Annotated in this window: 13 protein-coding genes; 2 read left to right on the top strand and 11 right to left on the bottom strand. The window is 75.8% G+C overall.

Features of this window, described 5'->3' with window-relative positions:
• The first annotated feature begins 33 nt into the window (after positions 1-33).
• A complete protein-coding gene (locus Saso_RS02230; RefSeq protein WP_189917443.1) occupies positions 34-1,077 on the top strand; it encodes a methyltransferase in 1,044 nt (347 codons plus the stop codon).
• Entirely contained in the window at positions 1,074-1,928 is an 855-nt protein-coding gene (locus Saso_RS02225; protein ID WP_189917442.1) for a hypothetical protein, read from the top strand. Before Saso_RS02230 ends, Saso_RS02225 begins: the two co-directional genes overlap by 4 nt.
• 76 nt (positions 1,929-2,004) lie before the next feature.
• On the opposite strand, the gene Saso_RS02220 is transcribed toward Saso_RS02225, so the two are convergent.
• The 11 genes from Saso_RS02220 to Saso_RS02170 form a co-directional block, all read right to left on the bottom strand.
• Entirely contained in the window at positions 2,005-2,727 is a 723-nt protein-coding gene (locus Saso_RS02220) for a thioesterase II family protein (RefSeq protein ID WP_189917440.1), read from the bottom strand.
• Positions 2,724-4,223, bottom strand: coding sequence for a class I adenylate-forming enzyme family protein (locus Saso_RS02215; protein WP_189917438.1), 1,500 nt, complete (start codon positions 4,221-4,223; stop codon positions 2,724-2,726). Before Saso_RS02215 ends, Saso_RS02220 begins: the two co-directional genes overlap by 4 nt.
• Positions 4,220-4,768, bottom strand: a complete 549-nt coding sequence (locus tag Saso_RS02210) for a hypothetical protein (RefSeq protein ID WP_189917436.1) — start codon at positions 4,766-4,768, stop codon at positions 4,220-4,222. Before Saso_RS02210 ends, Saso_RS02215 begins: the two co-directional genes overlap by 4 nt.
• Positions 4,765-5,889, bottom strand: coding sequence for a beta-ketoacyl synthase N-terminal-like domain-containing protein (locus Saso_RS02205; protein ID WP_203833499.1), 1,125 nt, complete (start codon positions 5,887-5,889; stop codon positions 4,765-4,767). The genes Saso_RS02210 and Saso_RS02205 overlap by 4 nt, the downstream gene beginning before the upstream one ends.
• Positions 5,890-6,153: 264 nt before the next feature.
• Positions 6,154-7,191 (bottom strand): rod shape-determining protein, encoded by a 1,038-nt coding sequence (locus tag Saso_RS02200; protein WP_054238174.1) that lies wholly within the window; start codon positions 7,189-7,191, stop codon positions 6,154-6,156.
• Between the two features lie 396 nt (positions 7,192-7,587).
• Positions 7,588-11,103 (bottom strand): SAV_2336 N-terminal domain-related protein, encoded by a 3,516-nt coding sequence (locus tag Saso_RS02195; RefSeq protein WP_229900986.1) that lies wholly within the window; start codon positions 11,101-11,103, stop codon positions 7,588-7,590.
• Positions 11,093-12,136, bottom strand: a complete 1,044-nt coding sequence (locus tag Saso_RS02190) for an AAA family ATPase (RefSeq protein ID WP_189917434.1) — start codon at positions 12,134-12,136, stop codon at positions 11,093-11,095. The genes Saso_RS02195 and Saso_RS02190 overlap by 11 nt, the downstream gene beginning before the upstream one ends.
• A gap of 73 nt (positions 12,137-12,209) precedes the next feature.
• Positions 12,210-13,937 carry a VMAP-C domain-containing protein gene (locus tag Saso_RS02185; RefSeq protein WP_189917432.1) on the bottom strand — a complete coding sequence of 576 codons (1,728 nt, stop codon included), beginning with the start codon at positions 13,935-13,937 and terminating at the stop codon, positions 12,210-12,212.
• A complete protein-coding gene (locus Saso_RS02180; RefSeq protein WP_189917430.1) occupies positions 13,934-14,260 on the bottom strand; it encodes a CU044_2847 family protein in 327 nt (108 codons plus the stop codon). The genes Saso_RS02185 and Saso_RS02180 overlap by 4 nt, the downstream gene beginning before the upstream one ends.
• A gap of 109 nt (positions 14,261-14,369) precedes the next feature.
• A complete protein-coding gene (locus Saso_RS02175) occupies positions 14,370-15,755 on the bottom strand; it encodes a carboxyl transferase domain-containing protein (RefSeq protein WP_189917428.1) in 1,386 nt (461 codons plus the stop codon).
• Positions 15,752-17,215 carry an acyl-CoA synthetase gene (locus Saso_RS02170; RefSeq protein ID WP_189917426.1) on the bottom strand — a complete coding sequence of 488 codons (1,464 nt, stop codon included), beginning with the start codon at positions 17,213-17,215 and terminating at the stop codon, positions 15,752-15,754. The genes Saso_RS02175 and Saso_RS02170 overlap by 4 nt, the downstream gene beginning before the upstream one ends.
• Positions 17,216-17,425 lie beyond the last annotated feature (210 nt).

The raw sequence follows: 17,425 nt of genomic DNA, 5'->3' as shown, positions 1-17,425 counted from the left end.
CGACCGACCGAACGAGACGACTGGAGGCTTTTGGTGTTCCGCCAAGACCCGTTGAACACGATCCTCGCCCTGGGCTCCGGGTTCACCCCCACCGCCGTGCGGGTGACCGCGACCCTCCGCCTGCCCGACCTGGTCGAGCAGGGGCACCGGACCGCGGCCGCCCTGGCCGCCGAGACCGGCACCGACGAGCAGTCCCTGGGCCGCGTCCTGCACTACGTCAGCCTCCTCGGCCTCTTCGAGGAGACGATGGACACCGCGTCGCGGCAGCGGACGTACGAGCTCACCGACGTGGGCCGGGTACTGCTCGGCGACCACCCGAGCAACCTGCGCCGCTGGCTGGACTACGAGGACCCCAGCCGGCCCATGGAGGCCCGCTTCGAACCGGCCGTCGGCCGGCTCATGGACGCCGTACGCACCGGTCTGCCGGTGTACGAGCAGGCGCACGGGCGGCCCTTCTGGAAAGACCTCGAGGCGCACCCCGACATCGAGAAGTCCTTCAACACGGGCATCGCCCGCATCGCGGACCGGCTGGTGCCCGAACTGGCGCGGATCTACGACTGGGCGTCGGTGGGGCATGTCGTGGACGTCGGCGGCGGCAACGGCTCCCTGCTGCTGAAGCTGCTCACCGAGCACCCCGCGCTGCGCGGCACCCTGCTGGAGCTGCCGAGCGTCATCGACGAGGCCGCCGGGATCACCGCCCCGGTCGCCGACCGCTGCGAGCTGGTCGCGGGCAGCTTCTTCGAGCCGGTTCCCACCGGCGGCGACGTCTACCTGATCGCCAACACCCTGCACAACTGGAGCGACCGGGACGCGGCCCGCATCCTCGGCCGCTGCTCGGCGGCGCTCGCGCCCGGCGGGCGGGTCGTGGTCGTCGAGCGGCTGCTGGACAGCGGCAAGGACCCTGTGATGGCGAGCTACGCCGACCTGCTGATGCTGGTGCTGCTCGGCGGCCGTGAGCGCAGCATGGACGACCTGCGCGACATCGGCGCCGGTGTCGGGCTCACCCTCACGGACGCCAGGAAGTTCGAGCTGCCCGGCCACTGGCTGGTCGAGTACACCAAAGAGGAGACCCGGTGAAGCGCTCGCTGAACCCGGACGAACCCAACGCCCTGCTCTCCTACGACTTCGACCGGGGCAGCAACTACGAGAACGTCCTGCATCTCACCGACGCCCTCGGCGCGCTGGTCCCGGAGAGCGAGACGGAACACCCCGACCAGCGGTTCTTCCAGGTCACCCACCTCATCACCGAGTACGCCTGGGTACAGGTCCACTACGAGCTGCGCCGGGCGATCGGCCATCTCGACGAGGACCGGTACCACCAGGCGGTCCGCATGTTCGACCGGGCCACCGGGCTCAGCGAGGTCACCGTCCAGGCGGTGCGGCTGCTCACCGATCACCTGCCGCAGCACAGCCTGCTGATGATGCGCAACGCGCTGCCCGAGGACGCCACCGGCCTGGACTCGCCCGGCTACCGCAATCTGCGGCGGGTGGCCCGCCCGGTCTGGAAAGCCTACGAGCAGGCGGTGGAGCGTGCCGGGCTGTCCCTCCAGGACGTGATCGCCCAGCAGGACGACGGCTACGACGGCCCGCGCTCGGCCGGGTCCCAGTCGCTGGCCCTGGTGCGCGAGGCGATGCTGCGGCTGGACGGCAGTGTCCTCGGCTGGAAACAGCACCACCTGATCATGGTCTGGTCGCAGCTGGGCGGCCAGCCCGGGCTGCGCAAGGCCAACGAGGAGAGCGACGACGGGCTCGAGCTGCCGCAGAGCCTGGGCGGCCGGTCCCTCGCGACGCTGGAGGCCCGTTCGCAGCTGGCGCTCTTCCCGGAGCTGTGGCGGGCGGCGGAGGACGCGTACTGGCTGCTCGGCACCCGGCACGACACCGACGCCCCGGTGCGCGGCGGCGGGAACGGCTGCCCGGTGCAGCACTGACACCGCCACCGCCGTCCCTGCGGCTTCACCCCTTCAGGCACCGCCCTGCGGCGAGCGGGCCGCCGACCGGTCCCGGTCAGCGGCCCGCTCGCCGCTGTGCGGCCAGTTCCAGCAGGCGGCCCGTGACCTCCCCGAGGCGTTCGTGGAGGAAGAAGTGGCCGCCGGCGAAGGCCTCGGGGCCTTGGGCGCGCCGGGCGTAGTGCCGCCAGCCGGACATCACCCCGGGAGGGGTGTCCGCGTCACCGTCGCCGTACCAGGTGACGAGATCGCTCGGGAGGGGCCGCGGCTCGGGATCGGGGCGGTGGCCGGCGAGCAGCGCGAGGTCGCCGCGGACGACCGGCACGAACTGGTGCCGCATCGGTGACCGGCGTACCTGCGCCGGGATCCGGCCGTTCTCCGCGAGTGCGTCCAGCAGGGCGTCGTCGCCCAGGCCGAGCAGGGGGCCGTAGGAGGAGCTGCCGAGCAGATGGGGCGGCCGGGCGGCGGCGACCACCACGAACTCGGGTGCGGGACGGCCCAGGTCGTGCAGGGCGAGCGCCGTCTCGTAGGCGAGCAGCGCGCCCATGCTGTGCCCGAGGAGTGCGTACCGGCCGGGCGGGTCCAGCCGGACGGCGAGGTCCGTGGCGGCCGCCCGCAGGGTCGCCGCCCGCGGCTCACGGGAACGCAGGCCCTTGCCCGCGATCTCCAGCGGCCTGACGCACAGCTCCGCCGGCTGCTCCCGCCGCCAGCGCACGAAGCTGCGCGCGGAGCCACCGGCGTGCGGGACGCAGAACAGGGTGAGCGGTTCCGGGCCCGTCACTTGTGGTGCTCGCCCGCGCGCAGCGGCTGGATCCGGACCGTCACCGGCAGCTCGTTACGGGTCAGCAGCGACCGCAGATGCCGGCGCATCTCCGCTTCGGAGGGCGGTACGGCGTCGTCGACGAAGACGTCGAGCTCCAGGACGGCGGAGTCGTCGTCGACGACGGCGATCCTGGTCGCGGCACGGACCACACCGGGCAGTGACTCGGCGGCCCGGCGCACCGTCGCCGTCGACACCTTCTCGCCGCGCACCGTCGCGAAGTCCGACGAACGGCCGTGCACGTACACGTACCCGTCGTCGTCGACGTGCCCGATGTCGCCGGTGGCCAGCAGGCCGGGCTCGATCAGGTCGCCGCGCTTGGACGGCGCGGGTTCGCCGACCCGCCTGCGGTAGACGGTGTCGGAGCGCACGAGCAGTTCGCGCTCGCCGGTGTCGGTGGACCGGGTGAGCACTTCGACGCCGTCCAGCGGGACCCCCACCGAACCGTGCCGGTGCGGGGGCTCCCGGTGGGCGGCGAGGGTGGACACCCGCGGGCCGGCCTCGGTCAGCCCGTAGGTGATGTACAGCCCGAGCTCGGGGTTGAGTTTCAGCAGGCGGGAGACGTACGACGGGTCGAGCGCCTGTCCGCCCACGGTCAGTGTGCGCAGTGGCGCGGGCAGTTCGCCGCCCGCGGTGACGACGGACTTGACCAGGCTCGGCGTGAGCGAGGAGAGGGTGACGCCCCGGCCGGCGACCGTGGCCAGGTAGTCGGACACCGAGAACGGCGGGCCGGCCATGACCAGCCGCGAGCCGTGCACGAGGCCGCCGAGGACCTGGGCGACCAGCGCGTAGGAGTAGTAGACGGGCAGGCTGACCAGGGTGGTGTCGGTGGGGCCCTGGCCGAGGGAACGGCCGTGGCGGCGGGCGTTGCGCAGCAGGGCGTCGAGGCCGTGCAGGCAGCCGGTGGCCATGCCGGAGGTGCCCGAACTCATCAGGATCACGTGGCCGGGCCCGTGGTGCAGATACGGTCGGCCGGTGAAGAGGCCGAGGTCGGCGCCGCCGGTGCGGCTGACGTCGGTGACGCCGTACGCGTCGGCCCGGATCGCCGCCCGGACCAGTGCGCAGGCGCCCAGCTCGCGGGCCACCTCGCGGACCCGGGACACCGGGGTGGACGGGGAGAGGAGCACCGGGGTGTGCCCGGCCAGCGCGACGGCGAAGAAGAACCGCAGCGCCCGGATGCCGTTCGGCAGCGCGATGACGACGACGGCTCCGGGCGGGGCCGGCAGCGCCGCGAACCGGTCGACCAGGGCGGGCAGCCCGGCCGGGCTGCCCGGATCCTCGGTGGGGGACAGATCCTCGACGCGGCCCAGGAAGTCGCCGACGACGCCGGGGTCGAGAAGCGGATCGTCCAGTTCCGCGGACGGCGGGCGCGCTGACGCCGTGCTCGCTGACGTCGTGTTCCTCTGGGTGGTGTTCCTCGGAGTGGTGTTCTGCGGGGTGGTGTTCTGCGAGGTCATGTTCTCCGGGGCCTCCGCGTGGGCGTCGGCCCACTGACGACCAGGCAGTGCGCCCGGTGCTTGCCTTCGTCGTCCACTTCGTGGGTGACGACCAGGACGTGTGCGGCGCTCGGCGGGTCGCCGAGCAGCCAGTCCCCGCACAGGGCTCTGGTGAGCGGTGCGGCCGGGGCGAGGGGCATGGGCAGCATCGACACCGGCCCGTGGAAGCCGAACGCCGAGCAGACGACGCCGACGAGCGAGCCCGCTCCGGCGCCCGCGAACCGCATGGGGGAGACCCGGCCGCGCGGGACGGACGCGGCGACCGCGCGCAGGGTGTGGCGCGTGGCCCGTTCGCTCACCCCGACCACCCCGACCTCCGCGGGGCGGCCCGGCGCGGCTTCGCCGCAGTTCTCGAGGGCGTCCGCCACGGCCGCGGCCATCAGCCAGGCCACCGGATCGGCGTACACCCCGGGGATCCGGCGCCCGACCGTGCCCGGGTCGTCGGCCTCGACCAGGGCGGAGCCGGTGATCACGGCTCCCGCGGGGCACCACTGGGCCGGGTTCACGCGGCGCCCCCGACCGCGCTCCGCGGTTCGTCGGCGGTCAGCAGCAGACAGGTGTTGAAGCCGCCGAAGCCGAGGGTGAGGCTGATGCCCAGGGAGCCGGTGAACTCCCGGGGGCGGTCCGTGGCCAGGGCCAGGGCCAGTTCCGGCATGACGCTGCGGGTGTGCGGGAGCGGGGGCACGGTGCCGTGCCGCAGCGCGAGGAGCAGGGCGATGGCTTCCAGGGCGCCGGTGGCGCCGAGGGTGTGGCCGAGGGCCGGCTTGGTGGCGAACACGAGGGCCCGCGACTGCGGGCCGAAGACGGTGCCGTAACAGGCCGCCTCCGCGGTGTCGTTGGCGCGGGTGCCGGTCCCGTGGGCGTTGATCACCGCGATGTCCTGGGTGTCGGCCCCGCCCCTGGCCAGGGCGCGCCGGACGGCGAGGACCGCTCCGGCGCCGGTCTCGTCGGGGGCGGTCGGGCCGGTGCCGTCGTTGGACGCGCCCCAGCCGCGCAACTCGCCCAGGATCCGGGCGCCGCGGGCCGTGGCCGCCGCCCGGGTCTCCAGCAGCAGGAAGCCGGCGCCCTCGCCGAAGAGGGTGCCGTCGCGGTCGGTGTCGAAGGGGCGGACGGTGCCGGACGCCGCGAGGGTGCCGAGCGCCCGGTGCCCGAGGAGCTTGCTTTCGGTGAGCAGGTCGATGCCGCCGCACAGACAGCGCTGCGCCTCGCCGCCGGTGAGCAGGGCCGCGCCGGCCGCGAGGGCGTCGGCGCCGGACGAGCAGGCGGTGCTCACCGAGACGGCGCCGGGGACGCCCAGCTGTGCGGCGACGGCGGACGTCAGGTCGTGCGGCGAGATCTCGGCGGCGTCGTCCAGGTGCGGGCCGAGGCTGCTGCCGAGCACCAGGGTGTCCACGTCCCCGGCCGGGCAGCCGGCGTCGCGCAGGGCGGCGGTCGCGGTGGTCACGGCGAGGGCGATCTGCCGCTCGGACGGAGGCCCGGCCGGGCCGTCGTCGGTCAGGAGGGCGGCGGGCGGACGCCCGTCACCCGTCGACTCCCGGATGCCGACGCGGCCGTCCGTCAGCCGCTGCCACACCTCGTCGAGGCCGTCACCCAGTGCTGTGGTCCAGCCCATTCCGGTGATGCACACGGCTCGATCACGGTCGGCCCTGCGGAAACCCCCCAATTGAATCCCCCCGGTGTTCCGATAAACGTTCTGGGCGAAGCTCTGTGTGGCCCGCTCGACCCGGATTTGCCGATCGAAATTCTATTTGCATACAGCAATCGTATTTTAACGAAGGAGTTCTGGAGTGGCAAGGGACGCAGGCTTCGCGCATTTCGAGCCCGGGGCCGGCGCCCGCGGCGGTGTGCGGGGGAGGGGCGGCAGGCCGCTCGCGGGGGCCGGGGGCCGGGCTCAGGCGCCCAGGGGGTCCAGGGTCAGCGGCTCGATCTTGCCCTCCAGCATGGCGCCCAGGCCCTGGGCGGCGCAGATGTCGGGGCGTTCGGCGATGTGCACCGGCATGCCGGTCGCCTGACGCAGCATCTGGTCGAAGCCCGGCAGCAGGGCGGAGCCGCCCACCATCATGATCCCGCGGTCGGCGAGGTCGGCGACCAGGTCGGGCGGGCACTCGCGCAGCACCCTGCCGATGCCGTCGAGCACGGCGGTCAGCGGGGTCTCGATGGCGTCCCGCACGGCCGCGGTGTCGACCTGCACGGAGCGGGCGAGGCCGGTGGCGACGTCGCGTCCGTGGATCTCCGTGGAGGCGGGGCCCTGCGGGGTGAGGCCGTTGCCGGAGAGGGCCACCTGCAAGGGGCGCACGGACTGGCTCGGCAGCATCAGCTCGTGCTCGTGACGCAGGTGCTGGACGATCGCGTGGTCCACGGCCTCGCCGCCCACGGGGATGCGCTCGGCGGTCACGATCGAGCCGAGGGAGAGGACGGCGACCTGGGTGGCGGCCGCCCCGCACACCATGATCATGGTCGCCTCGGGGCGTTCGACGGGCAGCCCGCAGCCGACGGCGGCCGCGATCAGGGTGTCGACGAGTTCCACCCGGCGGGCGCCGAGCCCCACCAGCGTCTCGATCGCGGCGCGCTGGGCGAGCGGGTCGGCGTCGTGCGGTGTGCAGGCGGCAGCCCGCAGGAACGGCTTGCGGCGCAGCTGGCGGCGGATCTTGTCGCCGAGGAGATGGCGCAGCATGCGTTGCGCCATCTCGATGTCGACGACCGTGCCGCCGGAGACCGGGCGCACGACACGGATGTAGTGCGGAGTGCGCCCGGTCATCTTCTCGGCGAACTCGCCGACCGCGATCAGCGCGCCCGTGCGGGTGTTCACGGCGGCGGCGGACGGCTGGTCGACGACGAGCCCGGCCCCCTTGACGTAGACCCGCGTCCGCGCCGCCCCCAGGTCGACGGCGAAGTGGCAGCGGCGCAGCTGCTCCAGACTGGCGGTCATGGCAGGTCCTCCCGAGAGCACAGACCGTGGGGGCGCGCCGGGCCGGCGGGCCTCTCGTGTGGGGCCGCCGGGCGGTCGGCCTCCCTCGCATCCTGCGGGGACGCGGAGCGGGCCGCCTTCTCAAGGGGGCCGGGCGGGGCGCCGCCGAATGGGGGTTTTATCCCAGATCCCGGAACCGGGCAACAGCTGGGAGCCGCCGCACGGTCGGCGGCGCCGCGCGACGCGATGGCCCCCGCTCACCGACCCCACCTGGGCCGCACCGACCCCACCTGGGCCGCACCGACCCCACCTGGGCCGCACCGACCCCACCTGGGCCGCACCGACCCCACCTGGGCCGCGCCCGGCCACCGAGGCTGCCCCGCGCCACCGCGGCGGGGTCCGTGTGGTCGGGGTGGGTCAGTGGAGGGTGCGGGTTGCTTCCAGCAGGGGGGTCAGTGAGGGGATCACCGCGTCGCTGCCCGCGTCCAGGAGGGCCTGTTCGACGGTGGGGTTGCGGGCGAGGCCGACGAAACGCAGGCCCGCGGCCCGGGCGGCGGCCAGCTCGGCGGGCGTGGAGCCGATCAGGACGGCGCCTGCGGCGGGCGTGCCGAGCGGCCGCAGGGCCCGCAGCAGCCGCCGGGGGTCCGGGGTGAGGCGGCCGAGATCGTCGTCGCGGCCGTGGACACCCGCCGTGAGCGGAAGCCGGTAGGACTCCAGACAGCGGTCGACGGCCGCGGCGCAGACGTCCGTCACGACGCCGACCCGGCGCCCGGTCTCGTGGAGGGTGCGCACGACGACGATCGAGTGGTGCGTCCGGGGTGCGTCCGGTACGGCGTCCAGCTCCAGCCGGTCGAGCCGGTCCCGCAGCACGGGGCCCAGCCGGTCGCGCGCGAACGCCCGCAGCACGTCCAGCGGGTGCACGAACAGCTCCCGCCCCGTCGGCCCCGGGTCGCCGGCCGGGCGCCCGGCCAGGGCGTCCTCGGGACGGCGGTGCTCGGCGACGATCGCGAGCAGGTCGAGAGCGGCCTTGCGGGCGGTCGTCGCGGTGAACAGGCGGACCAGCGGGCCGTCGAACCCGAAGAGCACGGTGTCGGCGGCGGCGATCAGTTCAGGGAGCGGACGGGCGGAGGGGCCTGTCGGCCGCGGCACCTCGGGGGGCGGGGCGTACTCCGGCGCGAGCGTGACCGTGCAGCTCACCGCGAGACCCGGTACCGGCCACCGGCCGAGCTGGGCGTTGACGGCCCGCTGGGCGCCCGCCGCACGGCGGACGGAGTGGTGGACGGTGACCCGCGGTGCCGCCTCGCCCAGGTGGGCGAGGAGCCGCTCGCGGACACCGGCGGCCTCCGCCCGGACGAACGCCACCGGGTCGGCCACCCGCCAGGTCAGCTCCACGGCGGCGGTGAAGGTGCCCTTGCCCGAACTCGGCAGGGACATCCGGTGGACGGCGTGCCGGGGGGTGAGGTCGACCTCGTAGCAGGTCGCCGGACGCGGCGGGCCGCCGTCGTAGGGCGAGACCGGGTCGAGGAGGGTCAGGGGGCGGTCGGGGCCGGTGTGCACGATCGCGGTGCGGCCGGGCGCCGGTATGCCCAGCTGGCGCAGGTCGCGGGTGAGGAACGGGCCGCGTACCAGGTCACGGGCGTCCGCCGGGTCGTCCGGCCGGCCCGTCCCGGCGCCCTCGTACGGCGGCAGCGGGCAGTACCAGGCGAGCGGCGGGGCGTCCGGGTCGTCGCCGAACAGGGGCCGGAAGCGGTGCGGGCCCGCCGCGGCGGAACTGCCGGCGAAGGACGCGTAGAGAGCCGGGGGGACGGTCAGCACGACGGTGGCGGAGTCCGGTGCGGGGGGCGGGGGCGGTGCGGGGGCGCCGGGTCCGTCCTGGAAGGTCACGCGCAGGAGCGGCTGTCCGGGCAGCTCGGCGAGCGGGCCGGGGAGCCCCCGCAGGGCGGCGGCGAGCACCGGCAGCAGGTACGCCCCGGGCCGCAGCCGTACGGCGTATCCGTTCGGGCGGACCCGGACCTCGTACTGCTGGGGGGAGAGGGCGCCTCGGGAGAGGACCTCGTGGACGACGTATTCGAGGGTGATGCGGCTCTCGGGCCGGGCGGAGAGATCGGCGCCGGTCTCGAACAGGAGGACGGGCTCCGTCCCGGCGTCGGGGCCGGGGGACTCCGGCGCCGGCGGTGCGGCCGCCGCCCGCTCGGGCGAAAGCCCTCGGGCCGGGGCAGTCGGGCCGGTCGGGGCGGCGGTGGACTGCGGGGGCGAGGGCGGTCGCACCGGGGTCCCGCCCAGCCGGAGTACCGTCTCCTCGCTCACCGTCGCGAAGACCGGAGCGGCGCCGTCCGTCCGGTCCGGGTCGTCGCCGGCCCGTGCGCGGAAGTCGCCGGAAGCGAGGCCCGCCCGTTCGTCGATCGATCCGCCGATCCTGTCCAGGAGTTCACGGGTGCGGCCGCGCGCCGTGCGGGGCAGGGTGCGCAGCAGCAGATCGCGCACGCCCGGGCGGAACGCGTAGGAGCCGGGCGGGCCGGGAGCGGTGATCAGCAGGCCGCTGAGGATCACCTCTGCCAGATGCTGGGGGCGCGGGTCGCGGTCTACGGCGCGCTGCACGAGACGCATCACCGGGACCGAGGGGACGGCCAGCGCCAGATGCCCGGCCAGCCGGAAGGCTTCCCGGGAGGCGGTGGCCCGGAAGCGCAGCACCAGATCCTGGGGGGACGGCGTGCCCGGCCCGTGCACCGGCGGGTCGTCGGACGGGACGGGAACGGGCACGGACGACAGCCAGGCCGCAGCGCCGGGGATGCGGGCGCCGCCCGGATCCGCCACCAGCGCCGCCCAGTTGGCCAGCCAGGGGGCTCCCGGTTCCAGGACGGGAAGCGGCACGGCTCCGTCGGGCCGGGGCGCGGCCGCGGGGTCGTAGGGGGTGAAGGAGAGGGCGCGGAGCGGGCCCGCGCGGGTGGCGCTGGAGAGCAGACCCGGCTCGGCGGGAAGGGCGGTCGTGGGCCAGAGGTGCTCCGGGAGCGGTTGTACGACGGCCAGCGGCATCCGGGCCGCCCAGTGCCCCAGGGTCCGGTACCAGCGCTCGCCCGCGCCGCCCGGCCGCCACTGCGGGCCCGTGCAGTCGCTCAGGACGAGGGCGACCGTGCGGCCGTCCGCCCCGTCGGGGACCTGCCGTGCCTCGCCGTCGGGCGTGGCCGCGTGCAGGGTGACGGTGCGGAAGACGCCCGACTGCGCCAGCACGGTGTGCAGTTCCCGCACGAGCGGCCGCCACACCGGCATCGTCGGGCCGGTGTCGTGGACCAGGGCGAGCCGCAGCCAGCGGTCGCGCGCGGGACGCAGCACCGGGAGCCAGACGTCGGGGTGGGCGCCCAGCCGGGCGATGCGGTCGGCGGTCGCCCGTTCGTCGAGGAGACGGGCGCGCACCGAGGGGACGGTGCGCTTCAGCGGGCGCAGGCTCCGCTGGAGGGCGAGCGGCCGGGGCAGCATCGGCGGCGCGGGCGCGAGGACGTGCCCCGGCCCGCCGGAGCCGGATCCGGAGCCGTCCCCGGACGCGGACGCGGGCACGGGCGCCGGGAGGCGGAGCGGGACGCGGGCGGCGGCGACGCCGGGCGCCGGTCCCGGCGATCCGCCGCCGTCGGCGCCCTCTGCCGCCTTCGCGTCCGTGCGGTCCGGTGTGCCGCCGTCCGTACCGGCCGCCGCGGTGCCGGTGTCACTTCCGGGCGGCTCGGTGCGCCCGTCCGCCGGGAGCGCCGCGCCCGGGTCCGGCGCGGGGCTCGACAGCCGGGCCAGCCAGAGCAGTTCGGCCAGCTCGCGGGGGGTGGGCGAGGTGTCCGCCGCCGCCGTCAGGACCGCGGTCAGCCGCTCCAGGGCGGTCCCGTGGTCCCTCGCCGGGGCGGATTCCCCCGCCGGGCCGTCGTCCCGGCCGTTCCTTCCCTCAGAAGCCATCGCCGTCCGCCGTGGCGCTGAGGTACGGCATCAGCCGTTCCGCGAGTCCGTCGCGGGAGTCGGCGTCCAGGCCGGCCACTCCGGTGAGGTAGAGGGCGTTCAGCAGCTGGTCGGTGGCGAGTTCGCCGTCGGCGGCACGGGTCAGGAAGCGGTCGATGAGGTGTTCCGCCTCGCCCGGCGGGGTGTCGAGGTGGGCCCGGACGATCTCGGTGAGCTGTTCGCGGCCCGGGCGGCGCAGCTTCAGCCGGACGCAGCGCCGCAGGAACGCGGGCGGGAACTCGCGCTCGCCGTTGCTGGTCAGGACGACGAACGGGAAGGCGCGGCAGCGGATCCGGCCGCGGGTGACCCGCACGGGGGCGTCGGAGCCGTCGGCGAGGACCTCGGCGGTGACGTCCCCGGCGGAGTGCCGGGCCGCGGGCATCAGTTCGGGGATCTCGAACTGGCCCTCCTCCAGGACGTTCAGCAGGTCGTTGGGCAGGTCGAGGTCGCTCTTGTCGATCTCGTCGACGAGCAGCACCCGCGGACGTCCGTAGGGCAGCAGGGCCGTGCCGAGAGGGCCGAGACGCAGATGGTCCTCCACCCCGCCGCCCGGGTCGCCGCCCCCGGGCCCGCCGCCCCGCTCGCGCCAGGCCGCATGCCGGGCCGCGTACAGCCGGGACAGCGGGTCGTACTGGTAGAGGCCGTCGGCCAGCGTGGAGCGGCTCGTGATGTTCCAGCGCAGTACCGGGCCGAGCCGCAGCTCCCGTGCCACCGCGTACGCCAGGGAGGACTTGCCGGTGCCGGGCGGACCGGCGACGAGCAGGGGGCGGCGCAGCACGAGCGCCGCGTTGACGAGTTCGACGCTCTCCGGGGTGGCGACGTAGGAGCGGGCGCGGTGGACCCGGTCGGGGGAGACGGCCGCCTCGTCGTCGGCGTCCCGGGGCGGCGGCACGAGGGGCTCGCCGTCGAAGGCCCGCCAGGGCGGTGGCGCGGGCAGCCGGGAGATGCCGTCGTGGGGTTCGCTGTTCCCGGTGTAGACGGACCAGTGCGGCATGGTTCTCCGAAACTCGGGGTGACCCGGTGCGGCGTGTACGGTTCGCGCGGCCGGGTCGTGGGGCGGTCGGGGCTCAGGTCACGGGGGAGTGGGGGTGGGGGGCCGGGTCGCCGTGCGGGTCGGCGAAGAGGCGAGGGTCGTCCCACAGCAGCTGGATGTCGTGCGCCCAGTGGCCCTCCTCCGCGTCGGCCTCCTCGCGCAACGCCAGTACACGGCGCGGGAGTTCGGCGGGCGGTACGCCGGAGACGCAGCTGTCGAGCTCGTCGAGGAACGTCTTGCCCGCACAGCCGTCCCCGCCCGCGCAGGCCTCGTCCGGCCCGTCGTGACAGCCCTCGCGCGACCAGACGACCATCGGGGCGGGCGCGTTGAGCGAGGTGTCGAAGTGCGGGCGGGTGCGGGACGCGGCCGGGGCGGTCGCGAAGCCGGCCAGGCAGGCGTCGTCCCGGCGCAGCCGCATCCGCAGCCTGCGGGGCTCCTCGGGGCTGCCGCACTCGACCCGGTGCACCCGGGCGCCGGGAGCCGCGTCGAGCCGGTTCCACACCCGGGTCAGCTGGTGCCGGACACCGGCCCTGCGGCGCGCCTGATCGGTGACGACGAGGGGGTACACGCAGCCGAGCGGGGTGTCGTCGTCGGGGGTGCTCGCCCAGCGGTCCACGGGCAGGTCGATCCAGTCGCGGGGCAGCGCGAACGCGAGCAACTCGTCGCAGCCGGGCGTCAGATACCGGAAGGCCGCCTCGATCCGGTCCTGCACGTAGGCGCGCAGCCCGGCCTGCGGGACCGTGTCCGAGCCGACCGGGTGCCGGCGGCCCCCGCTGTACGCCGACACCTCCACGCGCACGTGCCCGTCGCCCGCGCCGCTGTGCTGGAGGTCGACGAGGATGGGCGACCAGTCGGGTGCGGCGCCCGGCTCGGCGGCCCCGTCCGCGGGGGCCCGGAAGAGGGCCTCCACCTGGGCGGTGAAGCGGGCGACGCTGGCCGCCGCGTCGTCGCCGTCGACCTCGCACAGCACGAACAGGGCCGCCGCCCACAGCGAGTCGAACCCCTCCTCGGGCGCGTCCGGGTCCAGCGGGCCCCTGGCGGACTCGTAGAGCCGTACCCGGCGCCCGGGATCGCCGTCCAGGCCCTCGCGCACGGCGCGCTCGACGAGTTCGCGCAACCGGGCCCGGTCGGCGGTGCGGTGGTCCGAGGTGGGCACCAGGCCCTCCAGGTCGGGCCAGTAGCGGGCCATGACCTCGGTGGGCATCATCCGCCCGTTGTGCACGCCCCGGTCGCCGGCCGCCGCGGTGACCATGCCGACGACCTCGCCGGTGTCGGCCAGGGTGACCGCCGCGCCGCTGAACCCGGGCGCCAGGGGCTGGCCGCCGGGCTGCCACGCCTCCAGCTGGATCCACTCGCGGTTGAGCAACTGCGTGGCGGTGATGCGGTATTCGGCGAGGGTGCCCTCGTCGAAGCCGAGCGGGAAGCCGTAGACGACGAGTTTGCGGGGCCGTCCGGGCCGCCGGTCGTGGGCGGCGTCCACGGGCGCCAGCGCGGCGGGTGCGATCGGGGCGTCGTACGCCAGCTCCAGCACCGCCAGGTCGCCGGGGTCGGCGGTGCCGCCGCCCCAGCCGCCGTCGGCGATCACCCTGGCCGGCACGGCGGGCAGTCCGGGGCGCTCGGTGAACGTCACCGTCAGGGCCTGCGGGTCGGCCTCGTGCACGACGTGCGCGCAGGTCAGCACCCTGCGCGGGGTGACGAGGAAGCCCGCTCCCGCCACCCGGCCGGCGCTCTCGACCCGGGCGTGCCAGTCGGCGCTGTTCATGAGGCGGGGGTGGGCGACCAGGTCAGCCGTACGACGAGATGGCCCTCGGCCGTGCCCTTGGCGATGATCGCGCCGGTCTCCGCCGCCAGCTTCACCCCGAACTCGATCTCCACCCCGTCGGGCCGTAACGTCCCGTCGCGGAAGACCCGCAGCGCGGACTCGGCGGCCGCCCGCACGCCCTCCAGGGCGCCCTCGAAGGTGCGGGTGGCCTGGACCGTCCCGTCCCCCCGGGCCACGAGCCGCGAACCCGGCCTCGCCTCCGTGACCGCCTCGACGGCGACCACGGCACCGTCGTCGGTCCTGAACTCCACCAGTCCGTCCACGAAGCCCCCGTAACCCCTTCCCGGCACTCCCGCGGCCGCGTGCACCCGCGCACTCCTGCGGCTCTGCGCTCATCCATTGTCACGGACGGTGCCGGAGATTGTCCCGCGTTCAGGGAGCCCGCGTGATCCGGATCACCCCCAGCTCGGCCAAGTCCTGTGGGCGGACGCGCAGTTGCTCCGCCGTCGCCTCGACCTCCCCGGCCGGCCGCTTGAGGATCGCCGCCGCCGACTCGGGCGCGATCACCGAGAAGTAGCTGTCCGGGGTGGCCCAGGTGCGGCCGGGCGCGGCCAGCGCGAGCGCGCCTCCCGAGCCGCCCTCGCCGATGACCAGCGTGGTGAGCGGGGTGCGGGCGGTGGCGACGACCCCGAACAGCTCCGCGACGGCCGCGCCCACGCCCTGCCGTTCCGCCTCGGCGTCGTTGGCCGCGCCGGGCGTGTCCACCAGGGTCAGCACCGGGATGCCGAGCCGGTCCGCGAGGCGGATCAGCCGGGCCGCCGTCCGGTACCCGGCGGGCCGGGTCGCCGTCCCGGTCTGGGCCGCGTAGGCGACCGTGCGGCCCTCGTGGACGCCGAACCCGCACAGCATCCCCTCGGGGTCGACGCCGCCGCACCGGTCGCCGAAGATCGCGAGCCGCCGGGCGAAGTAGGCGTCCAGGTAGGCGCCGGCCCGCGGCCGTCCGGCCGCCCTCGCGCGCCGCACCGCCTCCCACCCGGTGCGGGGCGGCTCCGTGCGGCCGAGGGCGGCGGGCACGGGCGCGGGTGCGCACGGTGCGTCCGGCGTCCCGCCGGTCAGCAGGCGCAGCCAGAGGCCCAGGACGTCCGCGAGCTCCGCCGGGGGCACCACCGCGTCCGCCGCTCCCGCCGCGACCTGGGCCGCGGCCGTGTAGGCGGCCGGGTCGGCGCCGGGCGGGCGGACCCGGGAGCCTGCGAAGCCGATCTGGGCGTCCGGCAGTGCCAGCGCGACGTCGGCGCCCGCGCCCAGGGTGGCCCAGCCGCCGCCGGTCGTCGGGTCGCGCAGGACCGCCACCTGGGGCAGTCCGGCCTCCCGGGTGAGCGCGGACTGCCTCGCCACTCGCTGGAGCTGGGTCAGGGCGAGCATGCCCTCCTGCATCCGGCTGCCGCCCGTGGCGACCAACGGCACGACCGGGAGCCGGTGTTCACGGGCGTACGTGTAGGCCGCCTCCAGCCGGTCACCGGTGCGTTCGCCCAGCGAACCGCCCAGGAAGCCGAACTCGAAGGCGATCAGCACGGCCCGGGTGCCCCGCACGCTCGCCGTACCGCAGACGACGGACTCGGACTCACCGGTGCGCCGGGCGGCCCGCTCGCGTGCGGCGCCGTAGCCGGGCCAGCCGAGGGGGCCGTCGGCGGCGGACCTCCCGGCGCCGGGGGAGCCGGACGCGGCGCTCCGGCCTGCCGGGGGCGGGTCGGGGAAGGGGACGAAGTCGTCGGCGACGAGGGCGACGGCCTCCCGTGCGCTCGTGCGCCCCGCCGTCATGACGGCAGCGCCCGCTTCATGATCTTCCCCATGTCGTTGCGGGGCAGCGCGTCGAGGTGGCGCACCACCCGGGGCCGCTTGTGCGGCGCGAGCCGGCGGGCCACGTGGTCGGCCAGTTCGCCCTCGGCGGGCGGCGACGCGGGGTCCACCGGGACGATCCAGGCGACGATCCGCTCCCCGAGGTCCGCGTCCGGCTCCCCGGTCACCGCCGCCTCGCGCACCCCCGGATGCTCCAGGAGCGCGTTCTCGATCTCACCGGCCCCGATCTTGTAGCCGCCGCTCTTGATGAGATCGGTCGCCTTGCGCCCCACGATGCGGACCCAGCCGTCGGGGTCGCGCACGGCCACGTCCCCCGTCCGGAACCAGCCGTCGGGGGTGAAGGCGGCGGCCGTCGCGTCGGGGCGGTTGAGGTACTCCGTGAACAGGTTCGGCCCGCGCACCTGGATCTCGCCGACGCTCTCCCCGTCGTACGCCTCGACGGCCGACCCGTCCTCGTCGACGAGCCGCAGCTCCACGCCGGGCAGCGGGACGCCGACGGTGCCGGGCCGCGGTTCCGCGTCCGCGCGGACGCTGGTGTTCATCAGCGTCTCCGTCATCCCGTACCGCTCGATCACCCGCCGCCCGGTCGCGGCCGCGATCCGCTCGTGGTCGTGCACGGGCAGCGCCGCCGACCCGGACACCAGCAGCCGCGCCCCGGCGAGCGCCCCGGCCAGCGCGGGGTCGCCGGGCAGCGCCTCGGCGATGCGGTGGTACATCGTCGGCACCCCGAACAGCATGCTCGCGCCGCCGCCCAGTTCCCGCGTCACCCCCTGCGTGTCGAACCGCCCGAGGTGCACCACGGCCCCGCCCCGCCGCAGCGGCCCGAGGATCCCCAGCACCAGCCCGTGCACATGGAACAGCGGCAGCCCGTGCACGAGGACGTCGTCCGCGGTCCACTGCCAGGCGTCGGCGAGCGCGTCCAGGGTGGTGGCGATCGCGCGGCGCGGGACGACCGCGCCCTTGGGCGGCCCGGTCGTCCCCGAGGTGTAGACGACGAGGGCGGGATCCTCCTCGCCCGGCCGCGCACCGGCGACCGGCGCCGCGGCACCAGGCCCCCCACGGCCCGCCCCGGTCCCGACGTCGATCCGGGACAACCCGTCGAGCGCGCCGGGCAGTTCGTCGCCGGGGGCCGCCAGCACCGCGCCCGGCGCGCTGTCGCCCAGGATGTGCGCCAGCTCCTTGTCGCCCGACTTCGGGTTCAGCGGCACGGCGGCCACCCCGGCGAGCAGGACGCCCACCACCGCGACGGCGGTCTCCAGCGAGGGGGTCGCCCACACGGCGACCCGTTCCTCGCCCCGCACCCGCGCGCCGACGTCACCGGCGGCCGAGGCGAGCTCCGCGTAGGTCAGGGAACGCTCGCCGAACCGCAGGGCGGGGCGGCCGGACGGATCGTCCGTGAGGGCCGGGAAGAGAGAGGACACGGGACGGACTCCTTGGACGACGGCGCGACACGACGACATCGTCCTACCCCACTCGCCCCGCCCCCACCTGTCGGGCGGCCCCTCCCACCCCCCCTGCCCGGCCCTAGGGGGGAGGGCCGAACCCGTTGCCCTGCTCACCGGGGCGGCGGATAGCCTGCCCCGGTACGAAACGGAAAATGCAGCAGACGTACGACGCACGGACGTGCGGAC

Source organism: Streptomyces asoensis (genome assembly GCF_016860545.1).
Taxonomy (GTDB): domain Bacteria; phylum Actinomycetota; class Actinomycetes; order Streptomycetales; family Streptomycetaceae; genus Streptomyces; species Streptomyces asoensis.
The sequence above is the reverse complement of the archived record's forward strand: the minus strand, read 5'-3'. Positions and strand labels throughout refer to the sequence as shown.